The organism is Streptomyces sp. NPDC127108, assembly GCF_042677545.1.
In the GTDB taxonomy this organism is placed as follows: domain Bacteria; phylum Actinomycetota; class Actinomycetes; order Streptomycetales; family Streptomycetaceae; genus Streptomyces.
In genome coordinates this window covers 112,073-130,182 of record NZ_JBHXTE010000023.1, presented here as the reverse complement: position 1 = coordinate 130,182, position 18,110 = coordinate 112,073, and the positions used below count along the sequence as shown (strand labels likewise).

Here is an 18,110-nt window from a genome sequence, read left to right as displayed (position 1 = left end):
TCGACCCAGTCGACGGGGACCATCCGCCAGTCAACCGGAAGCACGGGAAGAGATGTCGGCACCGAACAAGTCGTACGACCCTGTCGAGGTCGAGGCACTGAAACCTGAAGAGATCGAGCGCATGCGGGACGAGGCGCTCGCCGCCTTCGCGGCCGCCGCCGACCTCGACCAGCTGCAGGAGGCGAAGACCGCCCACACCGGCGGCACCTCGCCGCTGGCGCTCGCCAACCGCGAGATCGGCGCGCTGCCCCCGCAGGCCAAGGCCGACGCGGGAAAGCGCGTGGGCATGGCACGCGGCGCCGTGAACAAGGCGCTCGCCGCCCGCCAGGCCGAGCTCGAGGCCGAGCGCGACGCACGCGTCCTGGTCGAGGAGGCCGTGGACGTCTCGCTGCCCCACGACCGCGTACCCGCCGGTGCCAGGCACCCGCTGACCACGCTCTCGGAGCGCATCGAGGACATCTTCGTGGCCATGGGCTACGCGGTCGCCGAGGGCCCCGAGGTCGAGTCCGAGTGGTTCAACTTCGACGCCCTGAACATCGGCCCGGACCACCCGGCCCGCGGTGAGCAGGACACCTTCTTCGTCGACCCGGGGTCGCTCGGCGCGGCCGCGGCCGACGGCGACGACGCTTCCGGTGTCGTCCTTCGCACCCACACCTCGCCCGTGCAGATCCGCTCGCTCATCGACCGCGAGCCCCCGGTGTACGTGATCTGCCCCGGCCGGGTGTACCGCACGGACGAGCTGGACGCCACCCACACCCCCGTCTTCCACCAGGTCGAGCTGCTCGCCGTGGACGAGGGCCTGACCATGGCCGACCTCAAGGGCACCCTGGACCACATGGTGCAGGCGCTCTTCGGCGGCGAGGGCATGAAGACGCGGCTCAGGCCGAACTTCTTCCCGTTCACCGAGCCGTCCGCCGAGATGGACATGGTCTGCTACGTGTGCCGGGGCGAGTCCGTGGGCAACCCCGACCTGGCCTGCCGCACCTGCTCCTCCGAGGGCTGGATCGAGCTCGGCGGCTGCGGCATGGTCAACCCCAAGGTGCTGGCCGCCTGTGGCGTGGACCCCGATAAGTACAGCGGATTCGCCTTCGGGTTCGGCATCGAGCGGATGCTGATGTTCCGCCACCACGTAGAAGACATGCGAGACATGGTCGAGGGTGACGCGCGCTTCACCCGGCCGTTCGGGATGGAGATCTGATGCGGGTCCCGCTTTCCTGGCTGCGGGAGTATGTCGATCTCCCCGCCACCGAGACCGGCCGCGACGTGCAGGCCAAGCTGATCGCGGCGGGCCTCGAGGTCGAGTCCGTCGAACAGCTCGGCGCGGGCCTCAAGGGCCCCCTCGTCGTCGGCAAGGTCCTCACCATCGAGGAGCTGGAGGGCTTCAAGAAGCCCATCCGCTTCTGCACCGTCGACGTCGGCACGGCCAACGGCACCGGTGAGCCGCAGGAGATCGTCTGCGGCGCCCGGAACTTCGCCGTCGGCGACAAGGTCGTCGTGGTCCTGCCCGGCGCCGTCCTGCCCGGCGACTTCGCGATCTCCGCGCGCAAGACGTACGGCAAGACCTCGCACGGCATGATCTGCTCCGGCGACGAGCTGGGCATGGGCGACGACGGCACCGGGGGCATCATCGTGCTCCCGCCCGAGCACGAGGTCGGCACCGACGCCATCGAGCTGCTCGAACTCGTCGACGAGGTCCTCGACATCGCCGTCACGCCCGACCGCGGCTACTGCCTGTCGATGCGCGGCGTCGCCCGCGAGACCGCCACCGCCTACGGCCTGCCGCTGCGCGACCCGGCGCTGCTCGACGTCCCGGCGCCGAACTCCTTCGGCTACCCGGTGCGCGTCGGCGACCCGGCCGGATGCGACCGCTTCACCGCGCGCACCGTCACCGGCCTTCGCCCCGACGCCCGCTCGCCGATCTGGCTGCGCCGCCGCCTGCAGAAGGCGGGCATGCGCCCGATCTCGCTGGCCGTCGACATCACCAACTACGTGATGCTGGAGCTCGGCCAGCCCCTGCACGCCTACGACCGCTCCCGCGTCCAGGGCACCATCGGCGTGCGCCGGGCCGAGCAGGGCGAGAAGTTCACCACCCTCGACGGCGCCAAGCGCGTGCTCGACGCCGAGGACCTGGTGATCACCGACGACCGCGGCGCGATCGGCCTCGCGGGCGTCATGGGCGGCGCCAACACCGAGATCGCCGACACCGTGGTGGACGCGGAGTCCGGCGAGGCGCAGGGCACCACCGACGTGGTCATCGAGGCCGCGCACTTCGACGCGGTCTCCGTGGCCCGCACCGCGCGCCGCCACAAGCTGTCCTCCGAGGCGGCCAAGCGCTTCGAGCGCGGCGTCGACCCGCAGGCCGCGTCCGCCGCCGCGCAGCGCACCGTCGACCTCCTCGTGCTGCTCGCGGGCGGCACCGCCGAGGCCGGCGTCACGGAGGTCATCGCGCCCTCCGCGCCGCACACGATCACCATGCGGGCCGACCACCCCGACCGCGTCGCCGGTGTGGTCTACGGCCGCGAGACCGTCGTCCGCCGCCTCCAGGAGGTCGGCTGCGACGTGTACGGACAGGACTCCCTGACCGTCACCGTGCCGTCCTGGCGGCCCGACCTCGCCGAGATCAACGACCTCGCCGAGGAGGTCATCCGCCTCGAGGGGTACGAGAACCTGCCCTCGACGCTGCCCCGGCCGCCCGCCGGGCGCGGTCTGACCGAGCGGCAGCGGCTGCACCGCCGGGTGGGCCGCGCGCTCGCCGGGGACGGCTTCGTCGAGGCGCCGAACTACCCGTTCGTCGGCGAGCAGGTCTTCGACCAGCTCGGCCTCGACAAGGACGACCCGAACCGCCGCGTCGTCAAGCTCGTCAACCCGCTGTCCGACGAGGAGCCCGCGCTCCGTACGACGCTGCTCCCGGGCCTGCTCGCCACGCTGCGCCGCAACGACGGGCGCGGCAGCCACGACCTGGCGCTGTTCGAGACCGGTCTGGTCTTCCACCCCCGCGAGGCCTCCGCCGACGGCGAGGTCGCGCTCCCGGCCCGGCTGCCCGTCGACCGTCGTCCCACGGACGAGGAGATCGCGGCGCAGAACCAGGCGCTGCCCGACCAGCCCCGGCACGTCGCGGTCGTCCTCGCGGGCGCCCGCGAGCAGGCCGGCTGGTGGGGCAAGGGCCGACCGGCCGACTGGGCGGACGCCGTCGAGGCGGCGCGCTCCGTGGCCCGCGCGGCCGGGGCCGAACTCATCGTCCAGCAGGGGCAGTACGGCCCGTGGCACCCGGGCCGCTGCGCCGAGCTGAACGTGTTCGTCGAGCACGCCGACGGCGTCGCCGAGGACGGCACCGAGGGCGAGATCGTCAGCGTCGGCCACGCCGGTGAGCTGCACCCGCGCGTCATCAAGGCGCTCGGCCTGCCCGCCCGCAGCTGCGCGATGGAGCTGAACCTGGACCTGCTCGCCAAGGCGGGCGAGGGCACCCTGCAGGCGCCGCGGATCTCGTCCTTCCCGGTGGCCACGCAGGACGTTGCGCTCGTCGTGGACACCGACGTGCCCGCGGCCGTCGTCGAGGCCTTCCTGCGCGACGGCGCCGGTGAACTCCTCGAGGACATCCGCCTGTTCGACGTCTTCACCGGCGAGCAGATCGGCGCGGGCAAGAAGTCGCTCGCGTACGCGCTGCGCTTCCGTGCCGCCGACCGGACGCTGACGGTCGACGAGGCCACCGCCGCGCGCGACGCGGCCGTGGCGCGTGCCGCCGAGGTGACCGGCGCGGTGCTGCGCGGGGCGTAGTACCGAGGATTCGCCGGCCCCGGCGCCTCGGCGGGCGGGGCCGAACGGTGGCGCTGAAGCGTCACCGGTGTGCGAAGGCGCAGTTGAGGGGCGTATCCGTGGACACGGATACGCCCCTCACTCATTAGGGTGACAACTTCCGGTGATCTGACCCGATCCGCCCATGCGGTCGACAGAATCAGTTCGGCCGTAGGGGGCCGGTTCCGCACACGGCCCGCACGCTGGACTGGGCCTTAGGGGGCCGTCGGCATGATCCGGATCAAGCCTCGCGCGCCCCGTCGCAGCGCCGGGGCCCACCGCACGGCGGGGTTTCGGGCGAGAACTCCCCAGGGAGACTGCCCCGGAGCCACCACGTCGTTCGAGCGACCCCGCACCCGTCGGCTGCGCCGCGCACTCGCGCTCGGCCTGCCCACGGTCTGGGGCGCCGCCGCCATCACGTACAAACTGACCTGTCCGCTCGCCCAACAGGACAGCCTGAGCGCGCGGATCGTCACCAGCGCCGTCTTCTTTGCCGTCGGCACCGGCCTCGTGCTGCACGTGCGCCGCGCGTTGCTGCGCGAGCTGCGTCAGCTCAGGGAAGTCGCGGGTGCCGCGCAGAACGTCCTGCTCCGGCCGCTGCCACCGCGCGTCGACGGATTCGCGCTCGCCGCGGGACGGCTCTCCGCCACGCACGGCGCGTCCGTCGGCGGGGACCTGTACGAGGTCGCGGCCACCGACCACGGCGTGCGCCTGGTGATGGGGGACGTCCGTGGCCACGGCCTCGCCGCGATCGGCACGGCCGCCGCGGTCCTCGGCAGCTTCCGCGAAGCCGCCCACGAGGAGCCCGAACTGCCGCTCGTCCTGCGGCGCCTGGAGCGCGCGCTCGCCCGGCACCTGCGGGAGCGCTCCCGCGCCGAGCACCCCGCGAGCGGCGCCGCCCCGCCGGAGAGCCCGCTCGCCGAGGAGTTCGTGACCGTGCTCCTCGTGGAGATCGGCCCGGACGGCGACGTAGCGACGCTCAACTGCGGTCACCCGTGGCCCTATCGGCTGCGCGGCCGGGCCGAGCCGATGCCGGGCGGGGACCCGCTGCCGCCGCTCGGCCCCTTCCCGCTCCCGGCCGAACTGGCGCCCGTGCGACTCGGACGGCTGCTGCCCGGCGACGCCCTCGTGCTGTACACCGACGGCATGGAGGACGCCCGTGACACCGCGGGCCGGTTCTTCCCGCTGCAGTCCGTGCTCACCGAGGTCGCCAGGACCCAGCCCGTCTCACCCCAGCGCGTCATCCACGCCGTGTACGGCGAACTCCTGCGCCACATCGGCCGGCTGACGTCCGACGACGCCGCGCTCCTGGTGCTGCGCAACGACCGCTCGCGCGTGCCGTCGCAGGCGACCGAGACCGGGCGGCGCGCCCGCACCATGAGCTGAACACCGCCCGGCCCGATGCGGCCTGCGCCGTCCGGGCCGTCGCGGAACTGCCGGGCAGACGACGGCCGATCGGACGGCGCCACAGAGGGGCCGCCGCACTGTATGAGGGGGAGCCGGCGGCCCGGCCGCCTCCTGGTGAGGGCTCTCAGTCAACCGACCGCGCGCCCGGCGCGGCAGAGCGCGCGCTCCCCGGATGCGGGCACTCCGTTCACACCCCGTGTGAAGACGGCTCCACTAGTCTTGACAGCACCGAGCCACCGGAGGGCATCCATGCAGCCCAACACCCTGCTCGACGCGATCCTCGACGAAGCGGGCATCTCCCACGCGGGCCTCGCCGCCCATGTGAATCAGGCGGGAAAGGCCAGAGGTCTCTCGCTGAGATACGAACACACCGCCGTGGCCCGCTGGTTGAAGGGCCAGCGCCCCCGCGGCCAGGTGCCGGACCTGATCTGCGAAGTCCTCGCGGCCCGTCTGCAACGCACGGTCGCGCTCGACGACATCGGCCTCGGCGTGCCCGGCATCCCGGCCGCGCGGCAGGGCTCGATGGCCTCCACGCTCTCCGGATTCGTCGAGCGGGCCACCGCGCTGTGGCGCTCGGACGAACAGCAACGCCCGCATCTGCTCGGCGCCCCCGCCGTCACCGGCACGCCCGCCGTGATGCCCGTCTGGGAGTGGGAGAACCCGCCCGAGGACGTGGACGTCTCCCGAGGCGGACGCCACCCGGTCAGCATGGCGGAGGTGGAGATGATGCGCGCGGCCCGCACGCACTACGAGCAGATGTACCGCAAGACGGGCGGCGTGGCGATGCGGACCCGCATAGTCGGATTCCTCAACGCCGAGGCGGCGCCGCTGCTCCGGGGCAGCTACACCGACGCGATGGGCCGTCAGCTGCACCGCGCGACCGGCGGTCTGGTGGCCATCGCGGGCATCTGCGCGTACGACTCGGACGCGCACGGCCTGGCCCAGCGCTACTTCCACCAGGCGCTGCGCCTGGCGAAGGCCAGCGGGGACCGGGGACTCGGCGCCTACGTCATCGCGCTCCTGGTCAACCAGTCGCTGTTCATGCGGGAGTACCGCCAGGCGGTCGCCTTCGCCGAGGCCGCGCTGCGCGCCGCGGGCCGCGACATCACCCCGGCGCTCGCGTCCGACCTGTACGCGATGCAGGCCAAGGCGTACGCACACCTGGGCGACGGCAGCAGCGCGCTGTCGTGCATCCGGCGTGCGGAGGTCGCGGCCGACCGGATCCGGCGGGGGCGCGAGCCGGACGAGACGGGCTATGTCCAACCCGGCCTGGTGAACGTACAGGTGGCGGAGGCGCTGCTCAGCCTCGGGGATCTCACCGGAGCGCACGAGCACGCGGCGGCGGCGGTGGACACCCCGGCGCACGACCGGGGCAGGGTGCACCGGCTCGCCATGCTGAGCCAGATCGAACTGCGCCAGGGGAACACCGACGAGGCGGTGGCCACGGCGGTGGAAATGGCCGAACAGGCGCGCGGGATGGAGTCACAGCGGCTGCGTGACCGGCTGCGGGCGGTGCGTGAGCACCTGGTGCGCAGCGACTGTGCGGGCACGGCCGAGGCCGCCGAACTCATCGACGGCGCACTGAGGGTCCCGCTGTAGGAGTGCGGCGCGGCGACGCGCGACCTCTGTGCCGCCGCCGGGAGCGGGGGCGAAGACACGCCTGACACGTGCTACTTCGCTCTGCCGTGCGCGGAGTGCTCTGAACACCCTCCTGCTGCGATATTGCCATCTATTCGGCGGAAGGTGGCAGAACCGTGCAGTGGACGAAACAGAGCGAACAAACTGTGTATGGAAATCGATGGTTCACCGTCAATCTCGCAGATGTCGAGCTACCTGACGGGCGGCACCTCGATCACTTCCTGATACGCCTGCGGCCCGTCGCGATCGCCACGGTCGTGAACGAGGCCAACGAGGTGCTGCTCCTGTGGCGGCACCGCTTCATCACCGACAGCTGGGGCTGGGAGCTGGCCGCCGGCGTCGTCGAGGACGGCGAGGAGATCGCGTACGCGGCGGCCCGCGAGATGGAGGAGGAGACCGGCTGGCGGCCGGGACCCTTGCGGCACCTGATGAGCGTGGAGCCGTCCAACGGTCTCACCGACGCCCGGCACCACATCTACTGGTCGGACGAGGGAACCTACATCGGCCACCCCGAGGACGACTTCGAGTCGGACCGTCGTGAGTGGGTCCCGCTGAAGCTCGTCCCCGACATGGTGGCGCGGGGCGAGGTCCCGGCCGCCAACATGGCGGCGGCACTCCTCATGCTGCACCATCTGCGTCTTGGCCAGGACGCGCGCTAGCCGGTCCGTCCGGCTGCCCGGCCTGTCCCGCCCCCCGGGCTAGCGCCCGAGGGCCTGCCACGCCGCCACCGCGAGTGCCCCGATGGAGGTGAGGGCGGCGAGGGCGGGCAGTGGCCACCGGTTGTGCTCGAGGGCCGTGATCCGGAGGGACAGGTCGTCCTGGTCCTTGGTGTGCTGTGTGTCGCTCTGGGTGAGTAACGCGAGCCGTCCGTCGACGCGGGCGAGGCCCACGTCCAGGCTGCGACGTAACTCTGCGAGTTCTTCCGGGACCACGGGACGCTCGGGGTCGGTGGTCACGAGTCCGCTCCTTTCGGTAGTCGTCACATCCCCCCTGTGCGCACGGAAAGTCAACTCGCCTGGTGGTCGGGGCGGGAGAGTGTGCGAAGGGCATATGCGAGCCCCCCGCGCACACGGCGTGTGAACGGCGCGAACCCGGCGCTCGAAGAGCGCCGGGTTCGCGAACTGGCCGAAAATTGACTCGAGTTCAGGTACGGAGAGTAGTCGCTCCCGGTTTGCCAGCGGTGAAGCGGAAGACGATCACGAGTACCTGGAGCCGGGTCGTGCGGAGGTGGCGTGAATCAGGCGTACGTGTAGAAGCCCGAGCCCGTCTTGCGGCCGAGGCGGCCCGCGTCGACCATCCGCTGGAGCAGCGGGGGAGCGGCGTACAGCGGCTCCTTGTACTCCTCGTACATGCTGTCCGCCACCGACGCCACGGTGTCCAGGCCGATCAGGTCGGACAGCTTCAGCGGCCCCATCGGGTGGGCGCAGCCCATCTCCATGCCGTTGTCGATGTCCTCGCGCGAGGCGATGCCCGACTCGAACATCCGGATGGCGGAGAGCAGATACGGAATGAGCAGCGCGTTCACCACGAAGCCCGAGCGGTCCTGGGCGCGGATCGCGTGCTTGCCGAGCACCTTCTCCACCAGGGTCTGCGCCCGGCTGATCGTGCCCTCCGACGTGGTCAGCGCCGGGATCAGCTCCACGAGCTGCTGCACGGGGGCCGGGTTGAAGAAGTGGATGCCGATGACCTGGTCCGGGCGGGAGGTCGCCACGGCCAGCTTCACCAGCGGGATGGAGGAGGTGTTGGAGGCAAGGATCGCGTCCTGACGCGTCACCACCTGGTCGAGCACCTGGAAGATCTCGGTCTTGACCTGCTCGTTCTCCACGACCGCCTCGATGACGAGATCACGGTCGGCGAACTCGCCCAGGTCGGTGGTGAAGCTCAGACGGGCGATGGCATCGTCCCGCTCCGTCTCGGAGATCTTGCCGCGCTCGGCCGCCTTGGACAGGGAGTTGTACAGCCGGGTACGGCCGATCTCCAGGGCCTCGCCGGTGGTCTCCGCGACCTTCACGTCCAGGCCGGAGCGGGCGCAGACCTCCGCGATACCCGCGCCCATCTGGCCACAGCCCACCACTCCGACGCGCGCAATGTCGGCCATAGAGTCGGTCACCTCGTGCCTTTCGCTGATCAACGGACCGGCAGGGTCCCCCGTACGAGCCGGTGCCTGCCTCGCCGGTGAACGTTACTCCGCAACCTGCGGTGCGATACGGGCCGGGTCGGGCATGCTGTCCCCGAACGACCAGCGGTTGTCGGTGGAATCCGGACTCGAGGGGCGACTTCATGAGGCATTTGTCACGTCAGGGGTCACGTCAGGGGTCACGTCAGGGGTCACGTCGGGTGTCGCGGCGGGCGTTCACGATGGCGGCGGCCTCGCTGGCCGCGGGGCTCTCGATGGCGGGGGACGCGGCGGCGCTGCCGTCGGCCGGGCGCCGGGGGCGTGAGATGCGGGGCATGTGGGTGGCGACGGTCGTCAACATCGACTGGCCCTCCAAGCCGGGCCTGTCCGCCAAGCAGCAGCGCGCCGAGCTGATCGCCTACCTCGACGAGGCGGTGCGCAGACGGCTGAACGCGGTGGTCCTCCAGGTGCGCCCGACGGCCGACGCGTTCTGGCCCTCGCGGTACGAGCCGTGGTCGGAGTGGCTCACCGGCACCCAGGGCAAGGACCCGGGCTGGGACCCGCTGGGCACCGCCGTGCGCGAGGCCCACCGCAGGGGCCTGGAGCTGCACGCCTGGTTCAACCCGTTCCGGATCGCCATGCACACCGACCCCACCCGCCTGGTCCCCACCCACCCGGCACGCCTGCACCCCGAGTGGGTCGTGCCCTACGGCGGGAAGCTCTACTACAACCCGGGCCTGCCCGAGGTGCGCCGGTTCATGCAGGACTCGATGCTCGACGCCGTCCGCCGCTACCGCCTGGACGCCGTGCACTGGGACGACTACTTCTACCCCTATCCCGTCGCGGGCCAGGCCTTCGACGACGACGAGGCGTTCGCGCGCTACGGCGGCGGCTTCCCCGACCGGGCCTCGTGGCGGCGCGACAACATCGACCGCCTGGTGGAGGAGATGGGCCGCCGGGTCCACCGGATCCGCCCCGGCACCCGGTTCGGCATCAGCCCCTTCGGGGTGTGGCGCAACGCCGCGACCGACCCGACCGGATCGGACACGCGCGCGGGCGTGCAGACCTACGACGACCTGTACGCGGACACGCGCGGGTGGGTGCGGAAGGGCTGGATCGACTACATCTGTCCGCAGCTGTACTGGCACATCGGCCTGGCCGCCGCCGACTACGCCAAGCTGGTCCCCTGGTGGGACGAGGTGGCGCGCGGCACCGGCGTGCGGCTCTACGTGGGGGAGGCCCTGTACAAGGCGGGGGATCCGGCGCAGCCCGCCCCGTGGCAGGACCCGGCCGAGCTGTCCCGGCACCTCACGTACGCGAAGGACTTCCCGCGCGTGCGCGGGCACATCTTCTACTCGGCGAAGCATGTCGTCGCCGACCGGATCGGCGCGATGCAGCGCGTCGTCGACGACCACTACACGTACCGCGCGGACGGCTGAGCGACGCCGGTCCCGCCCCCGGCCCGTGGGCCGCGGTGATGGACCCGGGCCTCGTCGGCCCGGGTCCGGGGCTCACTCTTCGTCTGTGGCGAAGGGGCGCACGACGGTGTCGGGACCGGGTGACATGAGGGTCTCGTGCCCGTCCTCGAAACGTACGCGGTAGGGCGGGCCGCCGTTCTCGCCGAGGATCTCGATGACCTCCGCCGTCCGGTCGTGCTGACCGACGATCCTGCCGTGGATCAGCAGCCGGTCGCCCACGGATGCATGCATGGGGAGTGCCCTCCTCGTCCGGATCACAGGGGTGGCGGTGCGTGGCCGTCAGTGTACGACCGGTGGTGGCCGCCTGGCCCTACCCGCGTGCCCGTTGGGTGACGGCGATACAGACGAGGACCGCCACGGCGGTCAGCGGCGCCGCGGGTGTCAGGTCCTCGCCGAGCAGGAACAGGGACCAGACGAGGGTGAGCAGCGGCTGGGCCAGCTGGAGCTGGCTGGCCTTGGGGATGCCGATGGCGGCCATGCCCCGGTACCAGACGAGCAGGCCGAGGAACTGGGAGCCGATCGCGAGGTAGAGCAGGCCCGCCGTGCTGTGCCAGGTGAGCTGGAACGGCTCGTGGCGCAGCGCGATCACCGCCCACACGACGTTCAGCGGCAGGCACAGGACGAGCGCCCAGCCGATGACCTGCCAGCCCGGCATGTGACGGGCGAGGCGGCCGCCCTCGGTGTACCCGGCGGCGCAGACGAGGAGCGCGCCGAACAGATACAGGTCCGCGGTCGACAGGGCGCCGCCGCTCTGCTGCACCGTGAACGCGGCCACCGCCGCGGCCCCGGCGATCGCCGCCGCCCAGAACGTGCGGGACGGCCGTGTCCCGGTGCGCAGCGCGGACAGCGCGGCGGTGGTGAGCGGGAGCAGTCCGACGACGACCGCCGCGTGCGCGGTGCTCGACGTCTGCAGCGCCAGGGACGTCAGGAGGGGAAAGCCGACCACGACGCCGCCACCGACGACCGCGAGTCCGGCCCAGTGGGCTCGGGCCGGCAGCGGGACCCGCAGCGCGAGGAGGCAGCCGCCCGCGACGACGGCGCTGAGGGCGCAGCGCAGCGCCACCAGACTCCACGGCCCGATGCCCTCCAACCCCCAGGCGGTGGCGGGGAACGTGAGGGAGAAGGCGATGACGCCGAGGGCGGCCTGGAGTGTGCCCGCGCGGCGGCGGTCGGGGGTGGGGGCTGCCGCGGGTCCGGCGGTGTCGGGGGTCTTCGTGGTGCCCCTGGGCGTGCGGGGTGCGACCGACCCGTCGGGCCCGTCGCCGGGTGTGTCCCGCTCTTCGACCGCTATCCGTCCCGGGGCAGTAGCGCTATCCTGTGCTCTCATGCATGAGCGTAGCAGTGTGGGTGAGTTGGCACAGAAGCTGCGGGGAGAGCTGGACCGCTACTCTTCCAGTGAGAAGCTGCCGTCCAGTCGGGCGCTGGTCGAGCGGTTCCGGGTGAGTCCGGTGACCGTCTCGCGGGCCCTCGCGCAACTCGCCGCGGAAGGGCTCGTCGTCACCCGCCCCGGCGCCGGGGCGTTCCGGGCGCAGCCGTCGCGCGCGGCCGAGGCCGTCGTCGGTGACACCTCCTGGCAGGAGGTGACGCTCAGCGCGGACGCCATGACGGACGTCGTGCCGCGGTCCGTCGACGCCTCCGGCGTCCTCGCCACGCTGGCCGCGCCGCCGCCCGGCGTCGTCGAGTTCAACAGCGGCTATCTGCACCCGACGCTCCAGCCGGAGCGGGCGATGGCCGCCGCGCTCGCCCGGGCGGGCCGCCGCCCCGGCGCCTGGGACCGGCCCCCGGTCGAGGGCCTGCCCGAGCTGCGCGAGTGGTTCGCGCGCGGCATCGGCGGCGCCATCACGGCCGCGGAGGTCCTGATCACCTCGGGCGGGCAGAGCGCCCTGACGACGACCCTGCGCGCGCTCGCCCCGCCCGGCGCACCCGTCCTGCTCGAATCACCCACCTACCCGGGCCTGTTGGCCATCGCACGGGCCGCCGGACTGCGCCCGGTGCCGGTGCCCGTGGACACCGACGGCGTGCGCCCGGAGCTGCTCGCCGCCGCGTTCCGGGCGACCGGGGCGCGGGTGTTCGTCTGCCAGCCGCTGTTCCAGAACCCCACCGGCGCCGTGCTGTCCGCCGAACGTCGCCCGGAGGTGCTGCGGATCGCCCGGGAGGCGGGCGCGTTCGTCGTCGAGGACGACTTCGTACGCCGTCTCGTGCACGAGGACGCGGGACCGCTGCCGAGGCCCCTCGCGTCCGACGACCGGGACGGCGTGGTCGTGCACGTCTGCTCGCTCACCAAAGCGACGTCGCCGAGCTTCCGGGTGAGCGCGCTCGCCGCGCGCGGGCCCGTCCTTGAGCGGCTGCGCGCCATCCAGGTCGTCGACCACTTCTTCGTGCCGCGCCCCCTCCAGGAGGCCGCGCTCGAACTCGTCGGATCACCGGCCTGGCCGCGTCATCTGCGGACCGTGGCGGTTGAGTTGAAGCACCGCAGGGACGCCATGACAGCGGCGCTCCGGCTTCGCCTGCCCGAACTCGCGCTGCCGCACATCCCGGTCGGCGGCTACCACCTGTGGCTGCGGCTGCCCGACGGCACCGACGAACTCGCCTTCGCGGCGGCGGGGTTGCGCGCCGGGGTCGCGGTCGCGCCCGGTCGCCCCTACTTCGCGGCGGAGCCGCCCGCGGCCCACATCAGGCTGAGCTTCGCGGCGCTCGCGGGGGTGGGGGAGATCACGGAGGGGGTCCGCAGGCTGCGACAGGCGTGCGACGAGGTGCTGGTGTGACAGGGGACGCGCGCCCGGAGAGTCACGGGTGAGCGGCGAAGGAGAGGGGGACGGCACGTGGGGGAGTGGCGAACGACCGGGGAAAGACGCTCGACGCCGACCGTCGTCCCTGCGAGTCTCACGTCATGACCAACGAGTACGTTGCCCCTGACGGCAGTGGGTACGCCCTCCCCGACGGGTACCGGCTGTCCACCGACCCCGCCCGACTCGACCTCGTCCGCATCCACGAGTGGCTCTCCACGGACGCCTACTGGTCCCTCGGCAGGCCCCGCGCCAAGCAGGACGCCGCCATCGCCGGATCGCTCAACTTCGGTGTGTACGAGGAGGCCTCGGGCAGACAGGTCGCCTACGCCCGCGTGGTGACGGACCACGCGACGTTCGCCTACCTCTGCGACGTGTACGTGGACCGCTCCGTGCGCGGCAAGGGCATCGGCGTCGCGCTCGCCGCCGGGGTCCGCGACCACCTCGCCCCGTACGGGATGCGCAGGATCCTGCTCGCGACCGGGGACGCGCACGGCGTGTACGAGAAGGTGGGGTTCACGGCGATCGACAACCCGAGGCAGTGGATGGTGCTCGGCGAGCAGTGACGGCGAGCCCCGGGTCGTGACGGCGCCCCGCGTGTCGTGACGGTGCCCCGCGTGTCTTGACGGAGTCCTGGCGTGGTCCCGCCCACCCCCTCTTGACCGCGGGCACCACGCGCCCCACGATCACCGCATGCACGTTGGCGTGACGCTCATAGCGGCCGCGCGCGGCGCCGCACTCCTCGCCGAGCGGTTCGACGACGACCGGCCCCTTGACGAGGCGGGCTGGCACGAGGTGGTGCGCGCCGCGCCCGCGCTGCTCACCCTGGGCGTGGCCGAGCTGCGCTACTGCTCGCCGACCCCGCGCAGCCGCGCCACCGGCGACGCCCTGGGACTCGCGCCGCTCGCCCAACCCGCCCTGAGCGACTGCGACATGGGGCGCTGGCGCGGGTACACGCTCGCCGAGGTGACCGCGGCCGAGCCGGGCGGGGTCGACGCCTGGCTGCGCGACCCGCGGTCGGCGCCGCACGGCGGCGAGTCGCTGCTCGCGTTCATCTCGCGGGTCGGCGGCTGGCTCGACACGCGGCCGGTCGGGGACGGCGTCCGCGTCGTCGCGGTGGCCGAGCCCGCGGTGGTGCGGGCGGCGCTCGTGTACGCGCTGAAGGCGCCCCCGTCGACGTACTGGAACATCGACATCGGCCCGCTGGCCACGGTCAGTCTCGCCGGGGACGGCCGCCGGTGGAGCCTGCGGATCGGGGCGCCCGCGTAGGTGCCGCGTCGCGCGCCGGTGCCGCCTCGTGGGTAGGCGTTCGTTGCCTCGCTGCCGGGATCAGGGCGGCCAGGCCAAGGCAGGCGGGGTCAGGGCAGCCGGGTGTAGTCCGTCGTCAGGAGCAGGTCCTTGGCGGGGCCCGCCACCCGCCACCGGGTGCGCCAGCGCGACGCGTCGTACACCTCGAACTCGCCCCGGTACAGGTCCGCCGCGCACGGGTGGTCGGCGGTGTACCGACCGGAGCGCAGGTCCAGGTCGTGGAAGAAGCGCCCGTCGGCGAAGCGGGCGACGGCGGTGCCCGCGGGGGTGCCCGGCAGGAAACGGAGCGTGCGCTCGGCGGGGCGGGCGACGCCGTGCCAGGTGAAGGTGCCGGACTCGTGGTGGAGCAGGCCCGGGAGGTCGGCCGGTCCGGGGCCGGGTGGTTCGGCCTCGGGGCCCGCGTCCGTGAGCGGTGTGAACAGGGTGGTCCCCTCGAACCGGCCCTCCACCGGCTCCGACGACTCCACCGCCCCGGCCCCCGCGAAGTCCCGCACCGTCCGCTCGACCCGCCAGGCCCCGGCCAGATACGCGAGCGCGTCCGGCACCGCGTGCGTCGGAGCCGTCACGGTGTCGGCGCGCTCGTCGGGGCCTGCGTCGGGGTAGGGCATGCCCGCAGGTTACTCCCGGGGGCTCGTCGCCGACTTTGTCGACTTGTCCGCCCTACTTGTCGACGGCCGCCAGGCTGTTCTCGTCGTAGCGGGTCCCGGCGACGCGGTCCGCCGGGGCCGCCGCCTCGATCGCGGCCAGCTCGTCGGGGGAGAGTTCGAGGGTGGCGGCGGCCAGGTTCTCCTCCAGGTACTTCTGGCGGCGCGTGCCCGGGATCGGCACCACGTCGTCGCCGCGGTGCTGAACCCAGGCGAGCGCGAGCTGCCCGGCCGTGACGCCGCGCCGGGCCGCGAGGTCGTTCAGGGCGTCGACGATGGCGAGGTTGTGCTCCAGGTTGCCGTCCGCGAACCGCGGCTGGGTGCGCCGGATGTCGCCCTCCTCCAGGCTGTCGACCGAGGTGTACTTGCCGGTCAGAAAGCCCCGGCCGAGCGGCGAGAACGGCACGATGCCGATGCCGAGCTCCCGGCAGACCGGCGCGATCTCGTCCTGCAGGTCCCGTGTCCACAGCGACCACTCGCTCTGCAGCGCCGCGACGGGGTGCACGGCGTGGGCGCGCCGGATCGTGCGCGCGCTCGCCTCCGACAGGCCGAGGTGGCGCACCTTCCCGGCGGCGACGAGCTCGGCCATCGCGCCGACGGTCTCCTCGATCGGCACGTCCGGGTCGACGCGGTGCACGTAGTAGAGGTCGATGTGGTCGACGCCGAGGCGGCGCAGCGAGGCGTCACAGGCCTCGCGTACGTACGCGGCGTCGCCCCGGATCCGGAGGGGCTCGCCGAGGCGGTTGGCGAAGCCGAACTTCGTGGCGAGGACGGCCTGTTCGCGCCGGTGGCCCGCGAGGGCGCGGCCGAGCAGTTCCTCGTTGTGCCCGTTGCCGTAGTAGTCGGAGGTGTCGAACAGGGTCACGCCGAGGTCGAGCGCGCGGTGCACGGTGGCGATCGACGTGGCGTCGTCCGAGGTGCCGTAGGCGTCGCTCATCCCCATGCAGCCGAGCCCCTGGGCGGAGACCGTGAGGGCGCCGAGCCTGCGGGTGGGCATGCCGGTCATGTCGTACCTCCTGGTGAAGCGGTGTTCTTGGGGCGTGACCCTAGGAGTTGGAGTGCGCTTGACCGCAAACGGATTTCGGTGGTGGCGGTGGGCGTACGGGGGCTGTCCCCAGGTCCGGGGCTGCGGCTCGCCGGATGGTCACCCGGGGCGCGGATTCGTAGCGTCCTCAACGGACCGCGAGACGGACCGCGAGACGGACCGCGAGACGGACCGCGAGCCGGACCGCGAGTCGGACCGCGAGCACCGCCCGCAACGCCGCCCCGAGGAGCACGATGCGCGCCACCACCACGACCACCGCCGGGCTCGGCCTGGCCGCCGTCCTCACGGGCGTCCTGCCCGCGCAGGCCCTGGCGGAGCGGCCCTCGCCACCGGCCCCCACCGGTCACACCGCGTCGACCGGACCGTCCGGACCGTCCGGGCTCTCCGGTCCGTCCGGCCTCTCCGGTCCGTCCGGGGCAATCCCCGCAGGAGCCGCCGCCCTCGCCAAGTACCGCGACCAGCACCTGACGTGGGGCCGCTGCCCCGCCTCCCAGAAAGAGCTGAACGCGGCGGGCGCCCGATGCGCCCACGTCACCGTCCCCCTCGACTACGCCGACCCGCACGGCCGCACCATCAAGGTCGCCGTGTCCCGCATCGAGGCGACGGCCCCCAAGAGCGAGCGCCGCGGCGTCCTCCTCTCCAACCCGGGCGGACCCGGCGGCACCGGACTCGCGTACACCCTCGCGCTGCGCCCCGCCCTCAAGGACGTCGCGGGCCGCTACGACCTGATCGGCTTCGACCCGCGCTTCCTCGGCGAGAGCAGCCCGATCATCTGCGACCCCGCCCGCAAGCCCGCACCGCCCGCGACGACGAGCCCGCGCGCGGACTTCGACGCGGCGGTGCGCGACGGCCGCGAGGACGCGCGCCGCTGCCACGCGCGCGGCGACAACGCCGCCCTCCTCCCGTACGCCTCGTCGCGCAACGTGGCCCGCGACATGGACGTGATCCGGGCCGCCCTCGGGCAGCGCACCCTCTCGTACTACGGCGTGTCCTACGGCGCCGACCTGGGCGCCACGTACGCGCAGCTGTTCCCCGGCCGCGTCGACCGCTTCGTCATCGACTCCGTCACCGACCCGGCCGCCACGCAGTACGAGCAGTTCCAGCGCTCGGGGGCGCCCGCCGAGCGGGCCCTGGACGAGTGGGCCGCCTGGACGGCACGGCACCACACGACGTACCGGCTCGGCCGCGGCGCCGACCGCGTGCGCGCACACGTCGAGGAAGTGCTCGCCCACGCCGAGCGGCGGCCCCTGCCCGTGGCCGGGCAGCGCCTGACCGCGCCGCTGCTGCGGATGATCCTCAAACAGCCGCTGACGCAGGGCGAGAACGACGCGACGGTGGCCTCGCTGGTACGCGACCTCGTCGCCGCCGACCGCGGCGAACTGACCGACCCTGGCCCCGAACTCGCCGAGATGCTGAAGATGCTGAACTCGCCCGAGGCCGCGGACAGCATGCTCGGCGGCATGTTCTTCATGTGCGGCGACGGCGGCTGGCCCGCCGGGGGCTGGCCCATGGCCACGGAGACATACTGGCGCAACAGCCAGCGCAGCCGTGCCACGGAGCCCGTCTTCGGCCCCTTCGTGAACGGCGTCACGGCACCGTGCCCGTTCTTCGAGAAGCCGCCGCGCGAGCCCGCCGTGACCGTCGACAACGACGTGCCCGTGCTGATGCTCCAGGCCAGACGCGACCACACGCGCTTCGCGGACGCGCTCGCCATGCACCGCGCGCTGCGCGGCTCCCGCCTGGTGGCCACCGATATCCGAGGCCACGGCGTGTACGCCCGCGAGGTCGACGGTCTGACCCCCGTGCCGTGCGCCGAGCGCGCCGTCAACGACTACCTCGGAGGCGGCGAGCTGCCCGACCGCGACCGGGAGTGCCCGGCTCCACGCGTCGGCTGAC

At 73.0% G+C, this 18,110-nt stretch carries 16 protein-coding genes; 10 read left to right on the top strand and 6 right to left on the bottom strand.

From position 1 onward, the window contains the following. Positions 1-52 precede the first annotated feature (52 nt). The 5 genes from pheS to ACFVHO_RS21080 all read left to right on the top strand — a co-directional run bounded on the left by pheS (position 53) and on the right by ACFVHO_RS21080 (position 7,496). Complete coding sequence (gene pheS, locus ACFVHO_RS21100; protein ID WP_385716579.1) at positions 53-1,198, top strand: phenylalanine--tRNA ligase subunit alpha; 1,146 nt, start codon at positions 53-55, stop codon at positions 1,196-1,198. Continuing rightward, positions 1,198-3,774, top strand: coding sequence for a phenylalanine--tRNA ligase subunit beta (pheT, locus tag ACFVHO_RS21095; protein WP_385716576.1), 2,577 nt, complete (start codon positions 1,198-1,200; stop codon positions 3,772-3,774). The genes pheS and pheT overlap by 1 nt, the downstream gene beginning before the upstream one ends. 249 nt (positions 3,775-4,023) lie before the next feature. Continuing rightward, positions 4,024-5,178 carry a PP2C family protein-serine/threonine phosphatase gene (locus ACFVHO_RS21090; protein WP_385716574.1) on the top strand — a complete coding sequence of 385 codons (1,155 nt, stop codon included), beginning with the start codon at positions 4,024-4,026 and terminating at the stop codon, positions 5,176-5,178. Positions 5,179-5,448: 270 nt separating this feature from the next. Next, the gene (locus ACFVHO_RS21085; RefSeq protein WP_385716571.1) at positions 5,449-6,798 is read left to right on the top strand and encodes a transcriptional regulator; all 1,350 of its coding nucleotides are present in this window, start codon (positions 5,449-5,451) and stop codon (positions 6,796-6,798) included. 155 nt (positions 6,799-6,953) lie between these two features. Next, positions 6,954-7,496, top strand: coding sequence for an NUDIX hydrolase (locus ACFVHO_RS21080; RefSeq protein WP_385716568.1), 543 nt, complete (start codon positions 6,954-6,956; stop codon positions 7,494-7,496). Positions 7,497-7,535: 39 nt separating this feature from the next. Here the strand turns inward: ACFVHO_RS21080 and ACFVHO_RS21075 are convergent, their stop codons facing one another. Together ACFVHO_RS21075 and ACFVHO_RS21070 are read right to left on the bottom strand one after the other, a co-directional pair. Next, positions 7,536-7,793, bottom strand: coding sequence for a hypothetical protein (locus ACFVHO_RS21075; RefSeq protein WP_385716566.1), 258 nt, complete (start codon positions 7,791-7,793; stop codon positions 7,536-7,538). A 281-nt stretch (positions 7,794-8,074) separates the two neighbouring features. After that, positions 8,075-8,935: a 3-hydroxybutyryl-CoA dehydrogenase gene (locus tag ACFVHO_RS21070; RefSeq protein ID WP_385716563.1), complete on the bottom strand. Its 861-nt coding sequence runs from the start codon at positions 8,933-8,935 to the stop codon at positions 8,075-8,077. A 260-nt stretch (positions 8,936-9,195) separates the two neighbouring features. Between ACFVHO_RS21070 and ACFVHO_RS21065 the strand changes: the two genes are divergently transcribed. Next, positions 9,196-10,392: a glycoside hydrolase family 10 protein gene (locus tag ACFVHO_RS21065; protein ID WP_385716646.1), complete on the top strand. Its 1,197-nt coding sequence runs from the start codon at positions 9,196-9,198 to the stop codon at positions 10,390-10,392. A gap of 72 nt (positions 10,393-10,464) precedes the next feature. Here ACFVHO_RS21065 and ACFVHO_RS21060 read toward each other — a convergent pair whose 3' ends face one another. After that, positions 10,465-10,662: a DUF1918 domain-containing protein gene (locus ACFVHO_RS21060; RefSeq protein WP_385716560.1), complete on the bottom strand. Its 198-nt coding sequence runs from the start codon at positions 10,660-10,662 to the stop codon at positions 10,465-10,467. Positions 10,663-10,741: 79 nt separating this feature from the next. After that, positions 10,742-11,758, bottom strand: a complete 1,017-nt coding sequence (locus tag ACFVHO_RS21055; protein WP_385716557.1) for a DMT family transporter — start codon at positions 11,756-11,758, stop codon at positions 10,742-10,744. Between ACFVHO_RS21055 and ACFVHO_RS21050 the strand changes: the two genes are divergently transcribed. From ACFVHO_RS21050 to ACFVHO_RS21040, 3 genes are all read left to right on the top strand, one after another. Continuing rightward, positions 11,757-13,196 (top strand): PLP-dependent aminotransferase family protein, encoded by a 1,440-nt coding sequence (locus ACFVHO_RS21050; protein WP_385716554.1) that lies wholly within the window; start codon positions 11,757-11,759, stop codon positions 13,194-13,196. The genes ACFVHO_RS21055 and ACFVHO_RS21050 overlap by 2 nt on opposite strands. 125 nt (positions 13,197-13,321) lie before the next feature. Next, entirely contained in the window at positions 13,322-13,783 is a 462-nt protein-coding gene (locus ACFVHO_RS21045) for a GNAT family N-acetyltransferase (RefSeq protein WP_385716552.1), read from the top strand. A gap of 127 nt (positions 13,784-13,910) precedes the next feature. Continuing rightward, positions 13,911-14,486: a histidine phosphatase family protein gene (locus ACFVHO_RS21040; protein WP_385716550.1), complete on the top strand. Its 576-nt coding sequence runs from the start codon at positions 13,911-13,913 to the stop codon at positions 14,484-14,486. An 89-nt stretch (positions 14,487-14,575) separates the two neighbouring features. On the opposite strand, the gene ACFVHO_RS21035 is transcribed toward ACFVHO_RS21040, so the two are convergent. Both ACFVHO_RS21035 and ACFVHO_RS21030 read right to left on the bottom strand, forming a co-directional pair. Continuing rightward, positions 14,576-15,070, bottom strand: coding sequence for a DUF6314 family protein (locus tag ACFVHO_RS21035; protein WP_385716644.1), 495 nt, complete (start codon positions 15,068-15,070; stop codon positions 14,576-14,578). 115 nt (positions 15,071-15,185) lie between these two features. Next, positions 15,186-16,175: an aldo/keto reductase gene (locus ACFVHO_RS21030; RefSeq protein ID WP_385716548.1), complete on the bottom strand. Its 990-nt coding sequence runs from the start codon at positions 16,173-16,175 to the stop codon at positions 15,186-15,188. Between the two features lie 272 nt (positions 16,176-16,447). Here ACFVHO_RS21030 and ACFVHO_RS21025 point away from each other — a divergent pair, with 272 nt between their 5' ends. Continuing rightward, positions 16,448-18,109 carry an alpha/beta fold hydrolase gene (locus ACFVHO_RS21025; RefSeq protein WP_385716546.1) on the top strand — a complete coding sequence of 554 codons (1,662 nt, stop codon included), beginning with the start codon at positions 16,448-16,450 and terminating at the stop codon, positions 18,107-18,109. Position 18,110 lies beyond the last annotated feature (1 nt).

Bases quoted from the DNA above. Each gene is read 5' to 3' on its own strand.
- ACFVHO_RS21050 (WP_385716554.1), top strand. From the start codon at position 11,757: ATGCATGAGCGTAGCAGTGTGGGTGAGTTGGCACAGAAGCTGCGGGGA.
- ACFVHO_RS21085 (WP_385716571.1), top strand. From the start codon at position 5,449: ATGCAGCCCAACACCCTGCTCGACGCGATCCTCGACGAAGCGGGCATC.
- ACFVHO_RS21070 (WP_385716563.1), bottom strand. From the start codon at position 8,935: ATGGCCGACATTGCGCGCGTCGGAGTGGTGGGCTGTGGCCAGATGGGC.
- ACFVHO_RS21030 (WP_385716548.1), bottom strand. From the start codon at position 16,175: ATGACCGGCATGCCCACCCGCAGGCTCGGCGCCCTCACGGTCTCCGCC.
- pheT (WP_385716576.1), top strand. From the start codon at position 1,198: ATGCGGGTCCCGCTTTCCTGGCTGCGGGAGTATGTCGATCTCCCCGCC.
- ACFVHO_RS21045 (WP_385716552.1), top strand. From the start codon at position 13,322: ATGACCAACGAGTACGTTGCCCCTGACGGCAGTGGGTACGCCCTCCCC.
- ACFVHO_RS21025 (WP_385716546.1), top strand. From the start codon at position 16,448: ATGCGCGCCACCACCACGACCACCGCCGGGCTCGGCCTGGCCGCCGTC.
- ACFVHO_RS21065 (WP_385716646.1), top strand. From the start codon at position 9,196: ATGGCGGCGGCCTCGCTGGCCGCGGGGCTCTCGATGGCGGGGGACGCG.
- ACFVHO_RS21040 (WP_385716550.1), top strand. From the start codon at position 13,911: ATGCACGTTGGCGTGACGCTCATAGCGGCCGCGCGCGGCGCCGCACTC.
- pheS (WP_385716579.1), top strand. From the start codon at position 53: ATGTCGGCACCGAACAAGTCGTACGACCCTGTCGAGGTCGAGGCACTG.
- ACFVHO_RS21060 (WP_385716560.1), bottom strand. From the start codon at position 10,662: ATGCATGCATCCGTGGGCGACCGGCTGCTGATCCACGGCAGGATCGTC.
- ACFVHO_RS21090 (WP_385716574.1), top strand. From the start codon at position 4,024: ATGATCCGGATCAAGCCTCGCGCGCCCCGTCGCAGCGCCGGGGCCCAC.
- ACFVHO_RS21055 (WP_385716557.1), bottom strand. From the start codon at position 11,758: ATGAGAGCACAGGATAGCGCTACTGCCCCGGGACGGATAGCGGTCGAA.